Origin of the sequence: Escherichia sp. WS1118 (genome assembly GCF_046487695.1) — a bacterium.
GTDB classification, from domain to species: domain Bacteria; phylum Pseudomonadota; class Gammaproteobacteria; order Enterobacterales; family Enterobacteriaceae; genus Escherichia; species Escherichia coli.
In genome coordinates, this window is sequence record NZ_JBJQIZ010000016.1 from 55,726 (window position 1) to 75,926 (window position 20,201).

Genomic DNA, 20,201 nt, shown 5'->3' on the forward strand with positions numbered 1-20,201 from the left:
CGCGACGCATGAAAGCAGCGGCGAAAACGCAGAAACCAAAACGTCAGGAAGAACATGCCAACTTTATCAGTTGGCGTTTTGCGTTGTTATGCGGCTGTATTCTCCTGGCGCTGGCTTTTCTGCTCGGACGCGTAGCGTGGTTACAAGTTATCTCCCCGGATATGCTGGTGAAAGAGGGCGACATGCGTTCTCTTCGCGTTCAGCAAGTTTCCACCTCCCGCGGCATGATTACTGACCGTTCTGGTCGCCCGTTAGCGGTGAGCGTGCCGGTTAAAGCGATTTGGGCTGACCCGAAAGAAGTGCATGACGCTGGCGGTATCAGCGTCGGTGATCGCTGGAAGGCGCTGGCTAACGCGCTCAATATTCCGCTGGATCAGCTCTCAGCCCGCATTAACGCCAACCCGAAAGGGCGCTTTATTTATCTGGCGCGTCAGGTAAACCCTGACATGGCGGACTACATCAAAAAACTGAAACTGCCGGGGATTCATCTGCGTGAAGAATCTCGCCGTTATTATCCATCCGGCGAAGTGACTGCTCACCTCATCGGTTTTACTAACGTCGATAGCCAAGGGATTGAGGGTGTCGAGAAGAGTTTCGATAAATGGCTTACCGGGCAGCCGGGTGAGCGCATTGTGCGTAAAGACCGCTATGGTCGCGTAATTGAAGATATTTCTTCTACTGACAGCCAGGCAGCGCACAACCTGACGCTGAGTATTGATGAACGCCTGCAGGCGCTGGTTTATCGCGAACTGAACAACGCAGTGGCCTTTAACAAGGCTGAATCTGGTAGCGCCGTGCTGGTGGATGTCAACACCGGTGAAGTGCTGGCGATGGCTAACAGCCCGTCATACAACCCAAATAATCTGAGCGGCACGCCGAAAGAAGCGATGCGTAACCGTACCATCACCGACGTGTTTGAACCGGGCTCAACGGTTAAACCGATGGTGGTGATGACCGCGTTGCAACGTGGCGTGGTGCGGGAAAACTCGGTACTCAATACCGTTCCTTATCGAATTAACGGCCACGAAATCAAAGACGTGGCGCGCTACAGCGAATTAACCCTGACCGGGGTATTACAGAAGTCGAGTAACGTCGGTGTTTCCAAACTGGCGTTAGCGATGCCGTCCTCAGCGTTAGTAGATACTTACTCACGTTTTGGACTGGGAAAAGCGACCAATTTGGGGTTGGTCGGAGAACGCAGTGGCTTATATCCTCAAAAACAACGGTGGTCTGACATAGAGAGGGCCACCTTCTCTTTCGGCTACGGGCTAATGGTAACACCGTTACAGTTAGCGCGAGTCTACGCAACTATCGGCAGCTACGGCATTTATCGCCCACTGTCGATTACCAAAGTTGACCCCCCGGTTCCCGGTGAACGTGTCTTCCCGGAATCCATTGTTCGCACCGTGGTGCATATGATGGAAAGCGTGGCGCTACCGGGCGGCGGCGGCGTGAAGGCGGCGATTAAAGGCTATCGTATCGCCATTAAAACCGGTACCGCGAAAAAGGTCGGGCCGGACGGTCGCTACATCAATAAATATATTGCTTATACCGCAGGCGTTGCGCCTGCGAGTCAGCCGCGCTTCGCGCTGGTTGTTGTTATCAACGATCCGCAGGCGGGTAAATACTACGGCGGCGCCGTTTCCGCGCCGGTCTTTGGTGCCATCATGGGCGGCGTATTGCGTACCATGAACATCGAGCCGGATGCGCTGACAACGGGCGATAAAAATGAATTTGTGATTAATCAAGGCGAGGGTACAGGTGGCAGATCGTAATTTGCGCGACCTTCTTGCTCCGTGGGTGCCAGACGCACCTTCGCGAGCACTGCGAGAGATGACACTCGACAGCCGTGTGGCTGCGGCGGGCGATCTCTTTGTAGCTGTAGTAGGTCATCAGGCGGACGGGCGTCGATATATCCCGCAGGCGATAGCGCAAGGTGTGGCTGCCATTATTGCAGAGGCGAAAGATGAGGCGACCGACGGTGAAATCCGTGAAATGCACGGCGTACCGGTCATCTATCTCAGCCAGCTCAACGAGCGTTTATCTGCACTGGCGGGCCGCTTTTACCATGAACCCTCTGACAATTTACGTCTCGTGGGCGTAACGGGCACCAACGGCAAAACCACGACTACCCAGCTGTTGGCGCAGTGGAGCCAACTGCTTGGCGAAACCAGCGCGGTAATGGGCACCGTTGGTAACGGCCTGCTGGGGAAAGTGATCCCGACAGAAAATACCACCGGTTCGGCAGTCGATGTTCAGCATGAGCTGGCGGGGCTGGTGGATCAGGGCGCGACTTTTTGCGCAATGGAAGTTTCATCCCACGGGCTGGTACAACACCGTGTGGCGGCATTGAAATTTGCGGCGTCGGTCTTTACCAACTTAAGCCGAGATCACCTTGATTATCATGGTGATATGGAACACTACGAAGCCGCGAAATGGCTGCTTTATTCTGCACATCATTGCGGTCAGGCGATTATTAACGCCGACGATGAAGTGGGCCGCCGCTGGCTGGCAAAACTGCCGGACGCGGTTGCGGTATCAATGGAAGATCATATCAATCCGAACTGTCACGGACGCTGGTTGAAAGCGACCGACGTGAACTATCACGACAGCGGTGCGACCATTCGCTTTAGCTCGAGTTGGGGCGATGGGGAAATTGAAAGTCGCCTGATGGGCGCATTCAACGTCAGCAACCTGCTGCTGGCGCTGGCGACACTGCTGGCACTCGGCTATCCGCTGGCTGATTTGCTGAAAACCGCCGCGCGTCTGCAACCGGTTTGCGGACGTATGGAAGTGTTCACTGCACCAGGCAAACCGACGGTGGTGGTGGATTACGCGCATACGCCGGATGCACTGGAAAAAGCCTTACAGGCGGCGCGCCTGCACTGTGCGGGCAAGCTGTGGTGCGTCTTTGGCTGCGGTGGCGATCGTGATAAAGGCAAACGTCCACTGATGGGCGCAATTGCTGAAGAGTTTGCTGACGTGGCGGTGGTGACGGACGATAACCCGCGTACCGAAGAGCCTCGTGCCATCATCAACGATATTCTGGCGGGAATGTTAGATGCCGGATATGCCAAAGTGATGGAAGGCCGTGCTGAAGCGGTGACTTGCGCCGTTATGCAGGCTAAAGAGAATGATGTGGTACTGGTCGCGGGCAAAGGCCATGAGGATTACCAGATTGTTGGCAATCAGCGTCTGGACTACTCCGATCGCGTCACGGTGGCGCGTCTGCTGGGGGTGATTGCATGATTAGCGTAACCCTTAGCCAACTTACCGATATTCTCAACGGTGAACTGCAAGGTGCAGATATTACCCTTGATGCTGTAACCACTGACACGCGAAAACTGACGCCGGGCTGCCTGTTTGTTGCCCTGAAAGGCGAACGTTTCGATGCTCATGATTTTGCCGACCAGGCGAAAGCTGGCGGCGCAGGCGCACTACTGGTTAGCCGTCCGCTGGATATTGATCTGCCGCAGTTAATCGTCAAGGATACGCGTCTGGCGTTTGGTGAACTGGCTGCATGGGTTCGCCAGCAAGTTCCGGCGCGCGTGGTTGCTCTGACAGGTTCCTCCGGCAAAACCTCCGTTAAAGAGATGACGGCGGCAATTTTAAGCCAGTGCGGCAACACACTTTATACGGCAGGCAATCTCAATAACGACATCGGTGTACCGATGACGCTGTTGCGCTTAACGCCGGAATACGATTACGCAGTTATTGAACTTGGCGCGAACCATCAGGGTGAAATTGCCTGGACTGTGAGTCTGACTCGCCCGGAAGCGGCGCTGGTCAACAACCTGGCAGCGGCGCATTTGGAAGGTTTTGGCTCGCTTGCGGGTGTCGCGAAAGCGAAAGGTGAAATCTTTAGCGGCCTGCCGGAAAACGGTATCGCCATTATGAACGCCGACAACAACGACTGGCTGAACTGGCAGAGCGTAATTGGCTCACGCAAAGTGTGGCGTTTCTCACCTAATGCCGCCAACAGCGATTTCACCGCCACCAATATCCATGTAACCTCGCACGGTACGGAATTTACCCTGCAAACCCCTACAGGTAGCGTCGATGTTCTGCTGCCGTTGCCGGGGCGTCACAATATTGCGAATGCGCTGGCAGCCGCTGCGCTCTCCATGTCCGTGGGCGCAACGCTTGATGCTATCAAAGCGGGGCTGGCAAATCTGAAAGCTGTTCCAGGCCGTCTGTTCCCCATAAAACTGGCAGAAAACCAGTTGCTGCTCGACGACTCCTACAACGCCAATGTCGGTTCAATGACCGCCGCTGTTCAGGTTCTGGCTGAAATGCCGGGCTACCGCGTGCTGGTGGTGGGCGATATGGCGGAACTGGGCGCTGAAAGCGAAGCCTGCCATGTACAGGTGGGCGAAGCGGCAAAAGCTGCTGGTATTGACTGCGTGTTAAGTGTGGGTAAACAAAGCCATGCTATCAGCACCGCCAGCGGCGTTGGCGAACATTTTTCCGATAAAACTGCGCTTATCGCGCGTCTTAAATCACTGATTGCTGAGCAACAGGTAATTACGATTTTAGTTAAGGGTTCACGTAGTGCTGCCATGGAAGAGGTAGTACGCGCTTTACAGGAGAATGGGACATGTTAGTTTGGCTGGCCGAACATTTGGTCAAATATTATTCCGGCTTTAACGTCTTTTCCTATCTGACGTTTCGCGCCATCGTCAGCCTGCTGACCGCGCTGTTCATCTCATTGTGGATGGGCCCGCGTATGATTGCTCATTTGCAAAAACTTTCCTTTGGTCAGGTGGTGCGTAACGACGGTCCTGAATCACACTTCAGCAAGCGCGGTACACCGACCATGGGCGGGATAATGATCCTGACGGCGATTGTGATCTCCGTGCTGCTGTGGGCTTACCCGTCCAATCCGTACGTCTGGTGCGTACTGGTGGTGCTGGTAGGTTATGGTGTTATTGGCTTTGTTGATGATTATCGCAAAGTGGTGCGTAAAGACACCAAGGGCCTGATTGCCCGTTGGAAGTATTTCTGGATGTCGGTCATTGCACTGGGTGTTGCCTTCGCGCTGTACCTTGCCGGCAAAGACACGCCCGCAACGCAGCTGGTGGTTCCGTTCTTTAAAGATGTGATGCCGCAACTGGGGCTGTTCTACATTCTGCTGGCTTACTTTGTCATTGTGGGTACTGGCAACGCGGTAAACCTGACCGATGGTCTCGACGGTCTGGCAATTATGCCGACCGTATTTGTCGCCGGTGGTTTTGCGCTGGTGGCGTGGGCGACCGGCAACATGAACTTTGCCAGCTATTTACACATACCGTATCTACGACACGCCGGGGAACTGGTCATTGTCTGTACCGCGATAGTCGGGGCAGGGCTGGGCTTCCTGTGGTTTAACACCTATCCGGCGCAGGTCTTTATGGGCGATGTAGGTTCGCTGGCGTTAGGTGGTGCGTTAGGTATTATCGCCGTACTGCTGCGTCAGGAATTCCTGCTGGTGATTATGGGGGGCGTGTTCGTGGTAGAAACGCTTTCCGTCATCCTGCAGGTCGGCTCCTTTAAACTGCGCGGACAACGTATTTTCCGCATGGCACCGATTCATCACCACTATGAACTGAAAGGCTGGCCGGAACCGCGCGTCATTGTGCGTTTCTGGATTATTTCGCTGATGCTGGTCCTGATTGGTCTGGCAACGCTGAAGGTACGTTAATCATGGCTGATTACCAGGGTAAAAATGTCGTCATTATCGGCCTGGGCCTCACCGGGCTTTCTTGCGTGGACTTTTTCCTCGCTCGCGGTGTGACGCCGCGCGTTATGGATACGCGTATGACACCGCCTGGCCTGGATAAATTACCCGAAGCCGTAGAACGCCACACGGGCGGTCTGAATGATGAATGGCTGATGGCGGCAGATCTGATTGTCGCCAGTCCCGGTATTGCACTGGCGCATCCATCCTTAAGCGCTGCCGCTGATGCCGGAATCGAAATCGTTGGCGATATCGAGCTGTTCTGTCGTGAAGCACAAGCACCGATTGTGGCGATTACCGGTTCTAACGGCAAAAGCACGGTCACCACGCTAGTGGGTGAAATGGCGAAAGCGGCGGGGGTTAACGTTGGTGTGGGTGGCAATATTGGCCTGCCTGCGTTGATGCTGTTGGATGATGAGTGCGAACTGTACGTGCTGGAACTGTCGAGCTTCCAGCTGGAAACCACCTCCAGCTTACAGGCGGTAGCAGCGACCATTCTGAACGTGACTGAAGATCATATGGATCGCTATCCGTTTGGTTTACAACAGTATCGTGCAGCAAAACTGCGCATTTACGAAAACGCAAAAGTTTGCGTGGTTAATGCTGATGATGCCTTAACAATGCCGATTCGCGGTGCGGATGAACGCTGCGTCAGCTTTGGCGTCAACATGGGCGACTATCACCTGAATCATCAGCAGGGCGAAACCTGGCTGCGGGTGAAAGGCGAGAAAGTGCTGAACGTGAAAGAAATGAAACTTTCCGGGCAGCATAACTACACCAATGCGCTGGCGGCGCTGGCGCTGGCAGATGCCGCAGGGTTACCGCGTGCCAGCAGCCTGAAAGCGTTAACCACATTCACTGGTCTGCCGCATCGCTTTGAAGTTGTGCTGGAGCATAACGGTGTGCGCTGGGTTAACGATTCAAAAGCGACCAACGTCGGCAGTACGGAAGCGGCGCTGAATGGCCTGCACGTAGACGGCACGCTGCATTTGTTGCTGGGGGGCGATGGTAAATCGGCGGACTTTAGCCCACTGGCGCGTTACCTGAATGGCGATAATGTACGTCTGTATTGTTTCGGTCGGGACGGCGCGCAGCTGGCGGCGCTACGCCCGGAAGTGGCAGAACAAACCGAAACCATGGAACAGGCGATGCGCTTGCTGGCTCCGCGTGTTCAGCCGGGCGATATGGTTCTGCTCTCCCCGGCCTGTGCCAGCCTTGATCAATTCAAGAACTTTGAACAACGAGGCAATGAGTTTGCCCGTCTGGCGAAGGAGTTAGGTTGATGCGTTTATCTCTCCCTCGCCTGAAAATGCCGCGCCTGCCAGGATTCAGTATTCTGGTCTGGATCTCCACGGCGCTAAAGGGCTGGGTGATGGGCTCGCGGGAAAAAGATACCGACAGCCTGATCATGTACGATCGCACCTTACTGTGGCTGACCTTCGGCCTCGCGGCGATTGGCTTTATCATGGTGACCTCGGCGTCAATGCCCATAGGGCAACGCTTAACCAACGATCCGTTCTTCTTCGCGAAGCGTGATGGCGTCTATCTGATCCTGGCATTCATTCTGGCGATCATTACGCTGCGTCTGCCGATGGAGTTCTGGCAACGCTACAGTGCCACGATGCTGCTCGGATCTATCATCCTGCTGATGATCGTTCTGGTAGTGGGTAGCTCGGTTAAAGGGGCATCGCGTTGGATCGATCTCGGTTTGCTGCGTATCCAGCCTGCGGAGCTGACAAAACTGTCGCTGTTTTGCTATATCGCCAACTATCTGGTGCGTAAAGGCGACGAAGTACGTAATAACCTGCGCGGCTTCCTGAAACCGATGGGCGTAATTCTGGTGTTGGCAGTGTTACTGCTGGCACAGCCAGACCTTGGTACGGTGGTGGTGTTGTTTGTGACTACGCTGGCGATGTTGTTCCTGGCAGGAGCGAAATTGTGGCAGTTCATTGCCATTATCGGTATGGGCATTTCAGCGGTTGTGTTGCTGATCCTCGCCGAACCGTACCGTATCCGCCGTGTTACCGCATTCTGGAACCCGTGGGAAGATCCCTTTGGCAGCGGCTATCAGTTAACGCAATCGTTGATGGCGTTTGGTCGCGGTGAACTGTGGGGACAAGGTTTAGGTAACTCGGTACAAAAACTGGAGTATCTGCCGGAAGCGCATACTGACTTTATTTTCGCCATTATCGGCGAAGAACTGGGGTATGTCGGTGTGGTGCTGGCACTTTTAATGGTATTCTTCGTCGCTTTTCGCGCGATGTCGATTGGCCGCAAAGCATTAGAAATTGACCACCGTTTTTCCGGTTTTCTCGCCTGTTCTATTGGTATCTGGTTTAGTTTCCAGGCGCTGGTTAACGTAGGCGCGGCGGCGGGGATGTTACCGACCAAAGGTCTGACATTGCCGCTGATCAGTTACGGTGGTTCGAGCTTACTGATTATGTCGACAGCCATCATGATGCTGTTGCGTATTGATTATGAAACGCGTCTGGAGAAAGCGCAGGCGTTTGTACGAGGTTCACGATGAGTGGTCAAGGGAAGCGATTAATGGTGATGGCAGGCGGAACCGGTGGACATGTATTCCCGGGGCTGGCGGTTGCGCACCATCTAATGGCTCAGGGTTGGCAAGTTCGCTGGCTGGGGACTGCCGACCGTATGGAAGCGGACTTAGTGCCAAAACATGGCATCGAAATTGATTTCATTCGTATCTCTGGTCTGCGTGGAAAAGGTATAAAAGCACTGATAGCTGCGCCGCTGCGTATCTTCAACGCCTGGCGTCAGGCGCGGGCGATTATGAAAGCGTACAAACCTGACGTGGTGCTCGGTATGGGCGGCTATGTATCAGGTCCAGGTGGTCTGGCCGCGTGGTCGTTAGGCATTCCGGTTGTACTTCATGAACAAAACGGTATTGCGGGCTTAACCAATAAATGGCTGGCGAAGATTGCTACCAAAGTGATGCAGGCGTTTCCAGGTGCTTTTCCTAATGCGGAAGTGGTGGGTAACCCGGTGCGTACCGATGTGCTGGCGCTGCCGTTGCCGCAGCAACGTTTGGCTGGACGTGAAGGTCCGGTTCGTGTGTTGGTAGTGGGTGGTTCCCAGGGCGCACGCATTCTTAATCAGACAATGCCGCAGGTTGCTGCGAAACTGGGTGATTCAGTCACTATCTGGCATCAGAGCGGCAAAGGTTCGCAACAATCCGTTGAACAGGCGTATGCCGAAGCGGGGCAACCGCAGCATAAAGTGACGGAATTTATTGATGATATGGCGGCGGCGTATGCGTGGGCGGATGTCGTCGTTTGCCGCTCCGGTGCGTTAACGGTGAGTGAAATCGCCGCGGCAGGACTACCGGCGTTGTTTGTGCCGTTTCAACATAAAGACCGTCAGCAATACTGGAATGCGCTACCGCTGGAAAAAGCGGGCGCAGCCAAAATTATCGAGCAGTCACAGCTTAGCGTGGATGCTGTCGCCAACACCCTGGCCGGGTGGTCGCGAGAAATCTTATTAACCATGGCAGAACGCGCCCGCGCTGCATCCATTCCGGATGCCACCGAGCGAGTGGCAAATGAAGTGAGCCGGGCTGCCCGGGCGTAATTGTAGCGATGCCTTTTGCATCGTATGAATTTAAGAAGTTAATGGCGTAAAGAATGAATACACAACAATTGGCAAAACTGCGTTCCATCGTGCCCGAAATGCGTCGCGTTCGGCACATACATTTTGTCGGCATCGGTGGTGCCGGTATGGGCGGTATTGCCGAAGTTCTGGCCAATGAAGGTTATCAGATCAGTGGTTCCGATTTAGCGCCAAATCCGGTCACGCAGCAGTTAATGAATCTGGGAGCGACGATTTATTTCAACCATCGCCCGGAAAACGTACGTGATGCCAGCGTGGTCGTTGTTTCCAGCGCGATTTCTGCCGATAACCCGGAAATTGTTGCAGCTCATGAAGCGCGTATTCCGGTGATCCGTCGTGCTGAAATGCTGGCTGAGTTAATGCGTTTTCGTCATGGCATCGCCATTGCCGGAACACACGGCAAAACGACAACCACCGCGATGGTTTCTAGCATCTACGCAGAAGCGGGACTCGACCCAACCTTCGTTAACGGTGGGCTGGTAAAAGCGGCGGGGGTTCATGCGCGTTTGGGGCATGGTCGGTACCTGATTGCCGAAGCAGATGAGAGTGATGCATCGTTCCTGCATCTGCAACCGATGGTGGCGATTGTCACCAATATCGAAGCCGACCACATGGATACCTACCAGGGCGACTTTGAGAATTTAAAACAGACTTTTATTAATTTTCTGCACAACCTGCCGTTTTACGGTCGTGCGGTGATGTGTGTTGATGATCCGGTGATCCGCGAATTGTTACCGCGTGTGGGACGTCAGACCACGACTTACGGCTTCAGCGAAGATGCCGACGTGCGTGTAGAAGATTATCAGCAGATTGGCCCGCAGGGGCACTTTACGCTGCTGCGCCAGGACAAAGAGCCGATGCGCGTCACCCTGAATGCGCCAGGTCGTCATAACGCGCTGAACGCCGCAGCTGCGGTTGCGGTTGCTACGGAAGAGGGAATTGACGACGAGGCTATTTTGCGTGCGCTGGAAAGCTTCCAGGGGACGGGGCGCCGTTTCGATTTCCTCGGTGAATTCCCGCTAGAGCCAGTGAATGGAAAAAGCGGTACGGCAATGCTGGTCGATGACTACGGCCACCACCCGACGGAAGTGGACGCCACTATTAAAGCGGCGCGCGCAGGCTGGCCGGATAAAAACCTGGTAATGCTGTTTCAGCCGCACCGTTTTACCCGTACGCGCGACCTGTATGATGATTTCGCCAATGTGCTGACGCAGGTTGATACCCTGTTGATGCTGGAAGTGTATCCGGCTGGTGAAGCGCCAATTCCGGGAGCGGACAGCCGTTCGCTGTGTCGCACAATTCGTGGACGTGGGAAAATTGATCCCATTCTGGTGCCGGACCCGGCGCAGGTAGCCGAGATGCTGGCACCGGTATTAACCGGTAACGACCTGATTCTCGTTCAGGGGGCTGGTAATATCGGAAAAATTGCTCGTTCTTTAGCTGAAATCAAACTGAAGCCGCAAACTCCGGAGGAAGAACAACATGACTGATAAAATCGCGGTCCTGTTGGGCGGGACCTCCGCTGAGCGGGAAGTTTCTCTGAATTCTGGCGCAGCGGTGTTAGCCGGGCTGCGTGAAGGCGGTATTGACGCGTATCCTGTCGACCCGAAAGAAGTCGACGTGACGCAACTGAAGTCGATGGGTTTTCAGAAAGTGTTTATCGCGCTACACGGTCGCGGCGGTGAAGATGGTACGCTGCAGGGCATGCTCGAGCTGATGGGCTTGCCTTATACCGGCAGCGGAGTGATGGCATCTGCGCTTTCAATGGATAAACTACGCAGCAAACTTCTGTGGCAGGGTGCCGGTTTACCGGTCGCGCCGTGGGTAGCGTTAACCCGCGCAGAGTTTGAAAAAGGCCTTAACGATAAGCAGTTAGCAGAAATTTCTTCTCTGGGTTTGCCGGTTATCGTTAAGCCGAGCCGCGAAGGTTCCAGTGTGGGAATGTCAAAAGTAGTAGCAGAAAATGCTCTACAAGATGCATTAAGATTGGCATTTCAGCACGATGAAGAAGTATTGATTGAAAAATGGCTAAGTGGGCCGGAGTTCACGGTTGCGATACTCGGTGAAGAAATTTTACCGTCAATACGTATTCAACCGGCCGGAACCTTCTATGATTATGAGGCGAAGTATCTCTCTGATGAGACACAGTATTTCTGCCCCGCAGGTCTGGAAGCGTCACAAGAGGCCAATTTGCAGGCATTAGTGCTAAAAGCATGGACGACGTTAGGTTGCAAAGGATGGGGACGTATTGACGTTATGCTGGACAGTGATGGACAGTTTTATCTGCTGGAAGCCAATACCTCACCGGGTATGACCAGCCACAGTCTGGTGCCGATGGCGGCACGTCAGGCAGGTATGAGCTTCTCGCAGTTGGTAGTACGAATTCTGGAACTGGCGGACTAATATGTCGCAGGCTGCTCTGAACACGCGAAATAGCGAAGAAGAGGTTTCTTCTCGCCGCAATAATGGAACGCGTCTGGCGGGGATCCTTTTCCTGCTGACCGTTTTAACGACAGTGTTGGTGAGCGGCTGGGTCGTGTTGGGCTGGATGGAAGATGCGCAACGCCTGCCGCTCTCAAAGCTGGTGTTGACCGGTGAACGCCATTACACGCGTAATGACGATATCCGGCAGTCGATCCTGGCATTGGGTGAGCCAGGTACCTTTATGACCCAGGATGTCAACATCATCCAGACGCAAATAGAACAACGCCTGCCGTGGATTAAGCAGGTGAGCGTCAGAAAGCAGTGGCCTGATGAATTGAAGATTCATCTGGTTGAATATGTGCCGATTGCGCGGTGGAATGATCAACATATGGTAGACGCGGAAGGAAACACCTTCAGCGTGCCGCCAGATCGCACCAGCAAGCAGGTGCTTCCAATGCTGTATGGCCCGGAAGGCAGCGCCAATGAAGTGTTGCAGGGCTATCGCGAAATGGGGCAGATGCTGGCAAAGGACAGATTTACTCTGAAGGAAGCGGCGATGACCGCGCGACGTTCCTGGCAGTTGACGCTGAATAACGATATTAAGCTCAATCTTGGTCGGGGCGATACGATGAAACGTTTGGCTCGCTTTGTAGAACTTTATCCGGTTTTACAGCAGCAGGCGCAAACCGATGGCAAACGGATTAGCTACGTTGATTTGCGTTATGACTCTGGAGCGGCAGTAGGCTGGGCGCCCTTGCCGCCAGAGGAATCTACTCAGCAACAAAATCAGGCACAGGCAGAACAACAATGATCAAGGCGACGGACAGAAAACTGGTAGTAGGACTGGAGATTGGTACCGCGAAGGTTGCCGCTTTAGTAGGGGAAGTTCTGCCCGACGGTATGGTCAATATCATTGGCGTGGGTAGTTGCCCGTCGCGTGGTATGGATAAAGGTGGGGTGAACGACCTCGAATCCGTGGTCAAGTGCGTACAACGCGCCATTGACCAGGCAGAATTGATGGCAGATTGTCAGATCTCTTCGGTATATCTGGCGCTTTCTGGTAAGCACATCAGCTGCCAGAATGAAATTGGTATGGTGCCTATTTCTGAAGAAGAAGTGACGCAAGAAGATGTGGAAAACGTCGTCCATACCGCGAAATCGGTGCGTGTGCGCGATGAGCATCGTGTGTTGCATGTGATCCCGCAAGAGTATGCGATTGACTATCAGGAAGGGATCAAGAATCCGGTAGGGCTTTCGGGCGTGCGGATGCAGGCAAAAGTGCACCTGATCACATGTCACAATGATATGGCGAAAAACATCGTCAAAGCGGTTGAACGTTGTGGGCTGAAAGTTGACCAACTGATATTTGCCGGTCTGGCATCAAGTTATTCGGTATTGACGGAAGATGAACGTGAACTGGGTGTCTGCGTCGTTGATATCGGTGGTGGTACAATGGATATCGCCGTTTATACCGGTGGGGCATTGCGCCACACGAAGGTAATTCCTTATGCTGGCAATGTCGTGACCAGTGATATCGCTTACGCCTTTGGCACACCGCCAAGTGACGCCGAAGCGATTAAAGTTCGCCACGGTTGTGCGCTGGGCTCCATCGTTGGAAAAGATGAGAGCGTGGAAGTGCCGAGCGTAGGCGGTCGTCCGCCGCGGAGTCTACAACGTCAGACCCTGGCAGAGGTGATCGAGCCGCGCTATACCGAGCTGCTCAATCTGGTCAACGAAGAGATATTGCAGTTGCAGGAAAAGCTTCGCCAACAAGGGGTTAAACATCACCTGGCGGCAGGCATTGTATTAACCGGTGGCGCAGCGCAGATCGAAGGTCTTGCAGCCTGTGCTCAGCGCGTGTTTCATACGCAAGTGCGTATCGGCGCGCCGCTGAACATTACCGGTTTAACGGATTATGCTCAGGAGCCGTATTATTCGACGGCGGTGGGATTGCTTCACTATGGGAAAGAGTCACATCTTAACGGTGAAGCTGAAGTAGAAAAACGTGTTACAGCATCAGTTGGCTCGTGGATCAAGCGACTCAATAGTTGGCTGCGAAAAGAGTTTTAATTTTTATGAGGCCGACGATGATTACGGCCTCAGGCGACAGGCACAAATCGGAGAGAAACTATGTTTGAACCAATGGAACTTACCAATGACGCGGTGATTAAAGTCATCGGCGTCGGCGGCGGCGGCGGTAATGCTGTTGAACACATGGTGCGTGAGCGCATTGAAGGTGTTGAATTCTTCGCGGTAAATACCGATGCACAAGCGCTGCGTAAAACAGCGGTTGGACAGACGATTCAAATCGGTAGCGGTATCACCAAAGGACTGGGCGCTGGCGCTAATCCAGAAGTTGGCCGCAATGCGGCTGATGAGGATCGCGATGCACTGCGTGCGGCGCTGGAAGGTGCAGACATGGTCTTTATTGCTGCGGGTATGGGTGGTGGTACCGGTACAGGTGCAGCACCAGTCGTCGCTGAAGTGGCAAAAGATTTGGGTATCCTGACCGTTGCTGTCGTCACTAAGCCTTTCAACTTTGAAGGCAAGAAGCGTATGGCATTCGCGGAGCAGGGGATCACTGAACTGTCCAAGCATGTGGACTCTCTGATCACTATCCCGAACGACAAACTGCTGAAAGTTCTGGGCCGAGGTATCTCCCTGCTGGATGCGTTTGGCGCAGCGAACGATGTACTGAAAGGCGCTGTGCAAGGTATCGCCGAACTGATTACTCGTCCGGGTTTGATGAACGTGGACTTTGCAGACGTACGCACCGTAATGTCTGAAATGGGCTACGCAATGATGGGTTCTGGTGTGGCGAGCGGTGAAGATCGTGCGGAAGAAGCTGCTGAAATGGCTATCTCTTCTCCGCTGCTGGAAGATATCGACCTGTCTGGCGCACGCGGCGTGCTGGTTAACATCACAGCGGGCTTCGACCTGCGTCTGGATGAGTTCGAAACGGTAGGTAACACCATCCGTGCATTTGCTTCCGACAACGCGACCGTGGTTATCGGTACTTCTCTTGACCCGGATATGAATGACGAGCTGCGCGTAACTGTTGTTGCGACAGGTATCGGCATGGACAAACGTCCTGAAATCACTCTGGTGACCAATAAGCAGGTTCAGCAGCCAGTGATGGATCGCTACCAGCAGCACGGTATGGCTCCGCTGACCCAGGAGCAGAAGCCGGTTGCTAAAGTCGTGAATGACAATGCGCCGCAAACTGCGAAAGAGCCGGATTATCTGGATATCCCAGCATTCCTGCGTAAGCAAGCTGATTAAGAATTGACTGGAATTTGGGTTTCGAGGCTCTTTGTGCTAAACTGGCCCGCCGAATGTATAGTACACTTCGGTTGGATAGGTAATTTGGCGAGATAATACGATGATCAAACAAAGGACACTTAAACGTATCGTTCAGGCGACGGGTGTCGGTTTACATACCGGCAAGAAAGTCACCCTGACGTTACGCCCTGCGCCGGCCAACACCGGGGTCATCTATCGTCGCACCGACTTGAATCCACCGGTAGATTTCCCGGCCGATGCCAAATCTGTGCGTGATACCATGCTCTGTACGTGTCTGGTCAACGAGCATGATGTGCGGATTTCAACCGTAGAGCACCTCAATGCTGCTCTCGCGGGCCTGGGCATCGATAACATTGTTATCGAAGTTAACGCGCCGGAAATCCCGATCATGGACGGCAGCGCCGCTCCGTTTGTATACCTGCTGCTTGACGCCGGTATCGACGAGTTGAACTGCGCCAAGAAATTTGTTCGCATTAAAGAGACTGTTCGTGTCGAAGATGGCGATAAGTGGGCTGAATTTAAGCCGTACAATGGTTTTTCTCTGGATTTCACCATCGATTTTAACCATCCGGCTATTGATTCCAGCAACCAGCGCTATGCGATGAACTTCTCCGCTGATGCGTTTATGCGCCAGATCAGCCGTGCGCGTACGTTCGGTTTCATGCGTGATATCGAATATCTGCAGTCCCGTGGTTTGTGCCTGGGCGGCAGCTTCGATTGTGCCATCGTTGTTGACGATTATCGCGTACTGAACGAAGACGGCCTGCGTTTTGAAGACGAATTTGTGCGTCACAAAATGCTCGATGCGATCGGTGACTTGTTCATGTGTGGTCACAATATTATTGGTGCATTTACCGCTTATAAATCCGGTCATGCACTGAATAACAAACTGCTGCAGGCTGTCCTGGCGAAACAGGAAGCCTGGGAATATGTGACCTTCCAGGACGACGCAGAACTGCCGTTGGCCTTCAAAGCGCCTTCAGCCGTACTGGCATAACGACATTTATACTGTCGTATAAAATTCGACTGGCAAATCTGGCACTCTCTCCGGCCAGGTGAACCAGTCGTTTTTTTTTGAATTTTATAAGAGCTATAAAAAACGGTGCGAACGCTGTTTTCTTAAGCACTTTTACGCACAACTTATCTTCATTCGTGCTGTGGACTTCAGGCTTTAATGATAAGATTTGTGCGCTAAATACGTTTGAATACGATCGGGATGGCAATAACGTGAGTGGAATACTGACGCGCTGGCGACAGTTTGGTAAACGCTACTTCTGGCCGCATCTCTTATTAGGGATGGTCGCGGCGAGTTTAGGTTTGCCTGCACTCAGCAATGCCGCCGAACCAAACGCGCCCGCAAAAGCGACAACCCGCAACCACGAGCCTTCAGCCAAAGTTAACTTTGGTCAATTGGCCTTGCTGGAAGCGAACACGCGCCGCCCGAATTCGAACTATTCCGTTGATTACTGGCATCAACATGCCATTCGCACGGTAATCCGCCATCTTTCCTTCGCGATGGCACCGCAAACGCTGCCCGTTGCTGAAGAATCTTTGCCTCTTCAGGCGCAACATCTTGCATTACTGGATACGCTTAGCGCGCTTCTGACCCAGGAAGGCACGCCGTCTGAAAAGGGTTATCGCATTGATTATGCGCATTTTACCCCACAAGCAAAATTCAGCACGCCCGTCTGGATAAGCCAGGCGCAAGGCATCCGTGCTGGCCCTCAACGCCTCAGCTAACAACAATAAACCTTTACTTCATTTTATTAACTCCGCAACGCGGGGCGTTTGAGATTTTATTATGCTAATCAAATTATTAACTAAAGTTTTCGGTAGTCGTAACGATCGCACCCTGCGCCGGATGCGCAAAGTGGTCAACATCATCAATGCCATGGAACCGGAGATGGAAAAACTCTCCGACGAAGAACTGAAAGGGAAAACCGCAGAGTTTCGTGCGCGTCTGGAAAAAGGCGAAGTGCTGGAAAATCTGATCCCGGAAGCTTTCGCCGTGGTGCGTGAGGCAAGTAAGCGCGTCTTTGGCATGCGTCACTTCGACGTTCAGTTACTCGGCGGTATGGTTCTTAACGAACGCTGCATCGCCGAAATGCGTACCGGTGAAGGTAAAACCCTGACCGCAACGCTGCCTGCTTACCTGAACGCACTAACCGGTAAAGGCGTACACGTAGTTACCGTCAACGACTACCTGGCGCAACGTGACGCCGAAAACAACCGTCCGCTGTTTGAATTCCTTGGCCTGACTGTCGGTATCAACCTGCCGGGCATGCCAGCACCGGCAAAGCGTGAAGCCTACGCTGCTGACATCACTTACGGTACGAACAACGAATACGGCTTTGACTACCTGCGCGACAACATGGCATTCAGCCCTGAAGAACGTGTACAACGTAAACTGCACTATGCGCTGGTGGACGAAGTGGACTCCATCCTCATCGATGAAGCGCGTACACCGCTGATCATTTCCGGCCCAGCAGAAGACAGCTCGGAAATGTATAAACGCGTGAATAAAATTATTCCGCACCTGATCCGTCAGGAAAAAGAAGACTCCGAAACCTTCCAGGGCGAAGGCCACTTCTCGGTGGATGAAAAATCTCGCCAGGTGAACCTGACCGAACGTGGTCTGGTTCTGATTGAAGAACTGCTGGTTAAAGAAGGCATCATGGATGAAGGTGAGTCTCTGTACTCTCCGGCCAACATCATGCTGATGCACCACGTAACGGCGGCGCTGCGCGCTCATGCGCTGTTTACCCGCGACGTCGACTACATCGTTAAAGATGGTGAAGTTATCATCGTTGACGAACACACCGGTCGTACCATGCAGGGCCGTCGCTGGTCTGATGGTCTGCACCAGGCTGTGGAAGCGAAAGAAGGTGTGCAGATCCAGAATGAAAACCAAACGCTGGCTTCGATCACCTTCCAGAACTACTTCCGTCTGTATGAAAAACTGGCGGGGATGACTGGTACTGCTGATACCGAAGCTTTCGAATTCAGCTCCATCTATAAGCTGGATACTGTCGTTGTTCCGACCAACCGTCCAATGATTCGTAAAGATCTGCCGGACCTGGTCTACATGACTGAAGCGGAAAAAATTCAGGCGATCATTGAAGATATCAAAGAACGTACTGCGAAAGGCCAGCCGGTGCTGGTGGGTACAATCTCCATCGAAAAATCGGAGCTGGTGTCAAATGAACTGACCAAAGCCGGTATTAAGCACAACGTCCTGAACGCCAAATTCCATGCCAACGAAGCGGCGATTGTTGCTCAGGCAGGTTATCCGGCTGCGGTGACTATCGCGACCAACATGGCGGGTCGTGGTACCGATATTGTGCTCGGTGGTAGCTGGCAGGCAGAAGTTGCCGCGCTGGAAAATCCGACTGCAGAGCAAATTGAAAAAATTAAAGCCGACTGGCAGGTACGTCACGATGCGGTACTGGCAGCAGGTGGCCTGCATATCATCGGTACTGAACGTCACGAATCCCGTCGTATCGATAACCAGCTGCGCGGTCGTTCTGGTCGTCAGGGGGATGCTGGTTCTTCCCGTTTCTACCTGTCGATGGAAGATGCGCTGATGCGTATTTTTGCTTCCGACCGAGTATCCGGCATGATGCGTAAACTGGGTATGAAGCCAGGCGAAGCCATTGAGCACCCGTGGGTGACCAAAGCGATTGCCAACGCCCAGCGTAAAGTTGAAAGCCGTAACTTCGACATTCGTAAGCAACTGCTGGAATATGATGACGTGGCTAACGATCAGCGTCGCGCCATTTACTCCCAGCGTAACGAACTGCTGGATGTCAGCGATGTGAGCGAAACCATCAACAGCATTCGTGAAGATGTGTTCAAAGCGACCATTGATGCCTACATTCCGCCACAGTCGCTGGAAGAAATGTGGGATATTCCGGGGCTGCAGGAACGTCTGAAGAACGATTTCGACCTCGATTTACCAATTGCCGAGTGGCTGGATAAAGAACCAGAACTGCATGAAGAGACGCTGCGTGAGCGCATTCTGGCGCAGTCCATCGAAGTGTATCAGCGTAAAGAAGAAGTGGTTGGTGCTGAGATGATGCGTCACTTCGAGAAAGGCGTCATGCTGCAAACTCTCGACTCTCTGTGGAAAGAGCACTTGGCAGCGATGGACTATCTGCGTCAGGGTATCCACCTGCGTGGCTATGCACAGAAAGATCCGAAGCAGGAATACAAACGTGAATCGTTCTCCATGTTTGCAGCGATGCTGGAGTCGTTGAAATATGAAGTTATCAGTACGCTGAGCAAAGTTCAGGTACGTATGCCTGAAGAGGTTGAGGAGCTGGAACAACAGCGTCGTATGGAAGCCGAGCGTTTAGCGCAAATGCAGCAGCTTAGCCATCAGGATGACGACTCTGCAGCCGCAGCTGCACTGGCGGCGCAAACCGGTGAACGCAAAGTAGGACGTAACGATCCTTGCCCGTGTGGTTCTGGTAAAAAATACAAGCAGTGCCATGGCCGCCTGCAATAAAAGCTAACAGTTGAAGTAAAAGGCGCAGGATTCTGCGCCTTTTTTATAGGTTTAAGACAATGAAAAAGCTGCAAATTGCGGTAGGTATTATTCGCAACGAGAACAATGAAATCTTTATAACGCGTCGCGCAGCAGATGCGCACATGGCGAATAAACTGGAGTTTCCCGGCGGTAAAGTTGAAATGGGCGAAACGCCGGAACAGGCGGTGGTGCGTGAACTTCAGGAAGAAGTCGGGATTACCCCACAACATTTTTCGCTATTTGAAAAACTGGAATATGAATTCCCGGACAGGCATATAACTCTGTGGTTCTGGCTGGTCGAAAGCTGGGAAGGGGAGCCGTGGGGTAAAGAAGGGCAACCCGGTAAGTGGATGTCGCTGGTCGGTCTTAATGCCGATGATTTTCCGCCAGCCAATGAACCGGTAATTGCGAAGCTTAAGCGCGTGTACGTCGGATAAGGCGTTCACGCCGCATCCGACATTTGCACACGATGCCTGATGCGACGCTGGCTGAACTGCACCCCAAATGTTGGACATAATCTGACATCTGAAGGTGCAGTTTATGAAACATTCATTTGAAGTAAAACTTGCCGCTGTAAATCATTACCTGGCTGGTCATGCA

Annotated in this window: 16 protein-coding genes; all 16 read left to right on the forward strand. The window is 53.1% G+C overall.

Annotated elements, in window-relative coordinates:
- Window positions 1-8: 8 nt before the first annotated feature.
- The 16 genes from ftsI to mutT all read left to right on the forward strand — a co-directional run bounded on the left by ftsI (window position 9) and on the right by mutT (window position 20,038).
- Window positions 9-1,775 (forward strand): peptidoglycan glycosyltransferase FtsI, encoded by a 1,767-nt coding sequence (gene ftsI / locus ACJHYO_RS21080; protein ID WP_000642208.1) that lies wholly within the window; start codon window positions 9-11, stop codon window positions 1,773-1,775.
- Window positions 1,762-3,249, forward strand: a complete 1,488-nt coding sequence (gene murE, locus ACJHYO_RS21085) for a UDP-N-acetylmuramoyl-L-alanyl-D-glutamate--2,6-diaminopimelate ligase (protein WP_000775100.1) — start codon at window positions 1,762-1,764, stop codon at window positions 3,247-3,249. Before ftsI ends, murE begins: the two co-directional genes overlap by 14 nt.
- The gene (murF, locus tag ACJHYO_RS21090; protein WP_000626679.1) at window positions 3,246-4,604 is read left to right on the forward strand and encodes a UDP-N-acetylmuramoyl-tripeptide--D-alanyl-D-alanine ligase; all 1,359 of its coding nucleotides are present in this window, start codon (window positions 3,246-3,248) and stop codon (window positions 4,602-4,604) included. Before murE ends, murF begins: the two co-directional genes overlap by 4 nt.
- Entirely contained in the window at window positions 4,598-5,680 is a 1,083-nt protein-coding gene (gene mraY, locus ACJHYO_RS21095) for a phospho-N-acetylmuramoyl-pentapeptide-transferase (RefSeq protein WP_000964131.1), read from the forward strand. Before murF ends, mraY begins: the two co-directional genes overlap by 7 nt.
- Window positions 5,681-5,682: 2 nt before the next feature.
- Window positions 5,683-6,999, forward strand: coding sequence for a UDP-N-acetylmuramoyl-L-alanine--D-glutamate ligase (gene murD, locus ACJHYO_RS21100; RefSeq protein WP_000796460.1), 1,317 nt, complete (start codon window positions 5,683-5,685; stop codon window positions 6,997-6,999).
- A complete protein-coding gene (gene ftsW, locus ACJHYO_RS21105; protein ID WP_001295532.1) occupies window positions 6,999-8,243 on the forward strand; it encodes a cell division protein FtsW in 1,245 nt (414 codons plus the stop codon). The genes murD and ftsW overlap by 1 nt, the downstream gene beginning before the upstream one ends.
- A complete protein-coding gene (gene murG, locus ACJHYO_RS21110; protein WP_000016562.1) occupies window positions 8,240-9,307 on the forward strand; it encodes an undecaprenyldiphospho-muramoylpentapeptide beta-N-acetylglucosaminyltransferase in 1,068 nt (355 codons plus the stop codon). Before ftsW ends, murG begins: the two co-directional genes overlap by 4 nt.
- A gap of 53 nt (window positions 9,308-9,360) precedes the next feature.
- On the forward strand, window positions 9,361-10,836 hold the full coding sequence (gene murC / locus ACJHYO_RS21115) for a UDP-N-acetylmuramate--L-alanine ligase (protein WP_001096048.1): 1,476 nt from the start codon (window positions 9,361-9,363) through the stop codon (window positions 10,834-10,836).
- Window positions 10,829-11,749 (forward strand): D-alanine--D-alanine ligase, encoded by a 921-nt coding sequence (gene ddlB / locus ACJHYO_RS21120; protein WP_000130042.1) that lies wholly within the window; start codon window positions 10,829-10,831, stop codon window positions 11,747-11,749. Before murC ends, ddlB begins: the two co-directional genes overlap by 8 nt.
- A 1-nt stretch (window position 11,750) precedes the next feature.
- Window positions 11,751-12,581, forward strand: coding sequence for a cell division protein FtsQ (gene ftsQ / locus ACJHYO_RS21125; RefSeq protein ID WP_000075744.1), 831 nt, complete (start codon window positions 11,751-11,753; stop codon window positions 12,579-12,581).
- On the forward strand, window positions 12,578-13,840 hold the full coding sequence (gene ftsA, locus ACJHYO_RS21130; protein ID WP_000588474.1) for a cell division protein FtsA: 1,263 nt from the start codon (window positions 12,578-12,580) through the stop codon (window positions 13,838-13,840). The genes ftsQ and ftsA overlap by 4 nt, the downstream gene beginning before the upstream one ends.
- A gap of 60 nt (window positions 13,841-13,900) precedes the next feature.
- Window positions 13,901-15,052 carry a cell division protein FtsZ gene (gene ftsZ / locus ACJHYO_RS21135; protein WP_000462776.1) on the forward strand — a complete coding sequence of 384 codons (1,152 nt, stop codon included), beginning with the start codon at window positions 13,901-13,903 and terminating at the stop codon, window positions 15,050-15,052.
- A gap of 100 nt (window positions 15,053-15,152) precedes the next feature.
- Window positions 15,153-16,070, forward strand: coding sequence for a UDP-3-O-acyl-N-acetylglucosamine deacetylase (gene lpxC / locus ACJHYO_RS21140; protein WP_000595482.1), 918 nt, complete (start codon window positions 15,153-15,155; stop codon window positions 16,068-16,070).
- A 230-nt stretch (window positions 16,071-16,300) separates the two neighbouring features.
- A complete protein-coding gene (gene secM, locus ACJHYO_RS21145) occupies window positions 16,301-16,813 on the forward strand; it encodes a secA translation cis-regulator SecM (RefSeq protein WP_000014320.1) in 513 nt (170 codons plus the stop codon).
- Between the two features lie 61 nt (window positions 16,814-16,874).
- The gene (secA, locus tag ACJHYO_RS21150) at window positions 16,875-19,580 is read left to right on the forward strand and encodes a preprotein translocase subunit SecA (protein WP_000905780.1); all 2,706 of its coding nucleotides are present in this window, start codon (window positions 16,875-16,877) and stop codon (window positions 19,578-19,580) included.
- A 59-nt stretch (window positions 19,581-19,639) separates the two neighbouring features.
- A complete protein-coding gene (gene mutT, locus ACJHYO_RS21155) occupies window positions 19,640-20,038 on the forward strand; it encodes an 8-oxo-dGTP diphosphatase MutT (RefSeq protein WP_000736047.1) in 399 nt (132 codons plus the stop codon).
- The last annotated feature ends 163 nt before the right edge of the window (window positions 20,039-20,201 follow it).

Excerpts from the sequence above, each read along its gene's own strand:
- ftsI (WP_000642208.1), top strand. The coding sequence starts at position 9 with ATGAAAGCAGCGGCGAAAACGCAGAAACCAAAACGTCAGGAAGAACAT.
- murF (WP_000626679.1), top strand. The coding sequence starts at position 3,246 with ATGATTAGCGTAACCCTTAGCCAACTTACCGATATTCTCAACGGTGAA.
- mraY (WP_000964131.1), top strand. The coding sequence starts at position 4,598 with ATGTTAGTTTGGCTGGCCGAACATTTGGTCAAATATTATTCCGGCTTT.
- murD (WP_000796460.1), top strand. The coding sequence starts at position 5,683 with ATGGCTGATTACCAGGGTAAAAATGTCGTCATTATCGGCCTGGGCCTC.
- ftsW (WP_001295532.1), top strand. The coding sequence starts at position 6,999 with ATGCGTTTATCTCTCCCTCGCCTGAAAATGCCGCGCCTGCCAGGATTC.
- murG (WP_000016562.1), top strand. The coding sequence starts at position 8,240 with ATGAGTGGTCAAGGGAAGCGATTAATGGTGATGGCAGGCGGAACCGGT.
- murC (WP_001096048.1), top strand. The coding sequence starts at position 9,361 with ATGAATACACAACAATTGGCAAAACTGCGTTCCATCGTGCCCGAAATG.
- ddlB (WP_000130042.1), top strand. The coding sequence starts at position 10,829 with ATGACTGATAAAATCGCGGTCCTGTTGGGCGGGACCTCCGCTGAGCGG.
- ftsQ (WP_000075744.1), top strand. The coding sequence starts at position 11,751 with ATGTCGCAGGCTGCTCTGAACACGCGAAATAGCGAAGAAGAGGTTTCT.
- ftsA (WP_000588474.1), top strand. The coding sequence starts at position 12,578 with ATGATCAAGGCGACGGACAGAAAACTGGTAGTAGGACTGGAGATTGGT.
- ftsZ (WP_000462776.1), top strand. The coding sequence starts at position 13,901 with ATGTTTGAACCAATGGAACTTACCAATGACGCGGTGATTAAAGTCATC.
- lpxC (WP_000595482.1), top strand. The coding sequence starts at position 15,153 with ATGATCAAACAAAGGACACTTAAACGTATCGTTCAGGCGACGGGTGTC.
- secA (WP_000905780.1), top strand. The coding sequence starts at position 16,875 with ATGCTAATCAAATTATTAACTAAAGTTTTCGGTAGTCGTAACGATCGC.
- mutT (WP_000736047.1), top strand. The coding sequence starts at position 19,640 with ATGAAAAAGCTGCAAATTGCGGTAGGTATTATTCGCAACGAGAACAAT.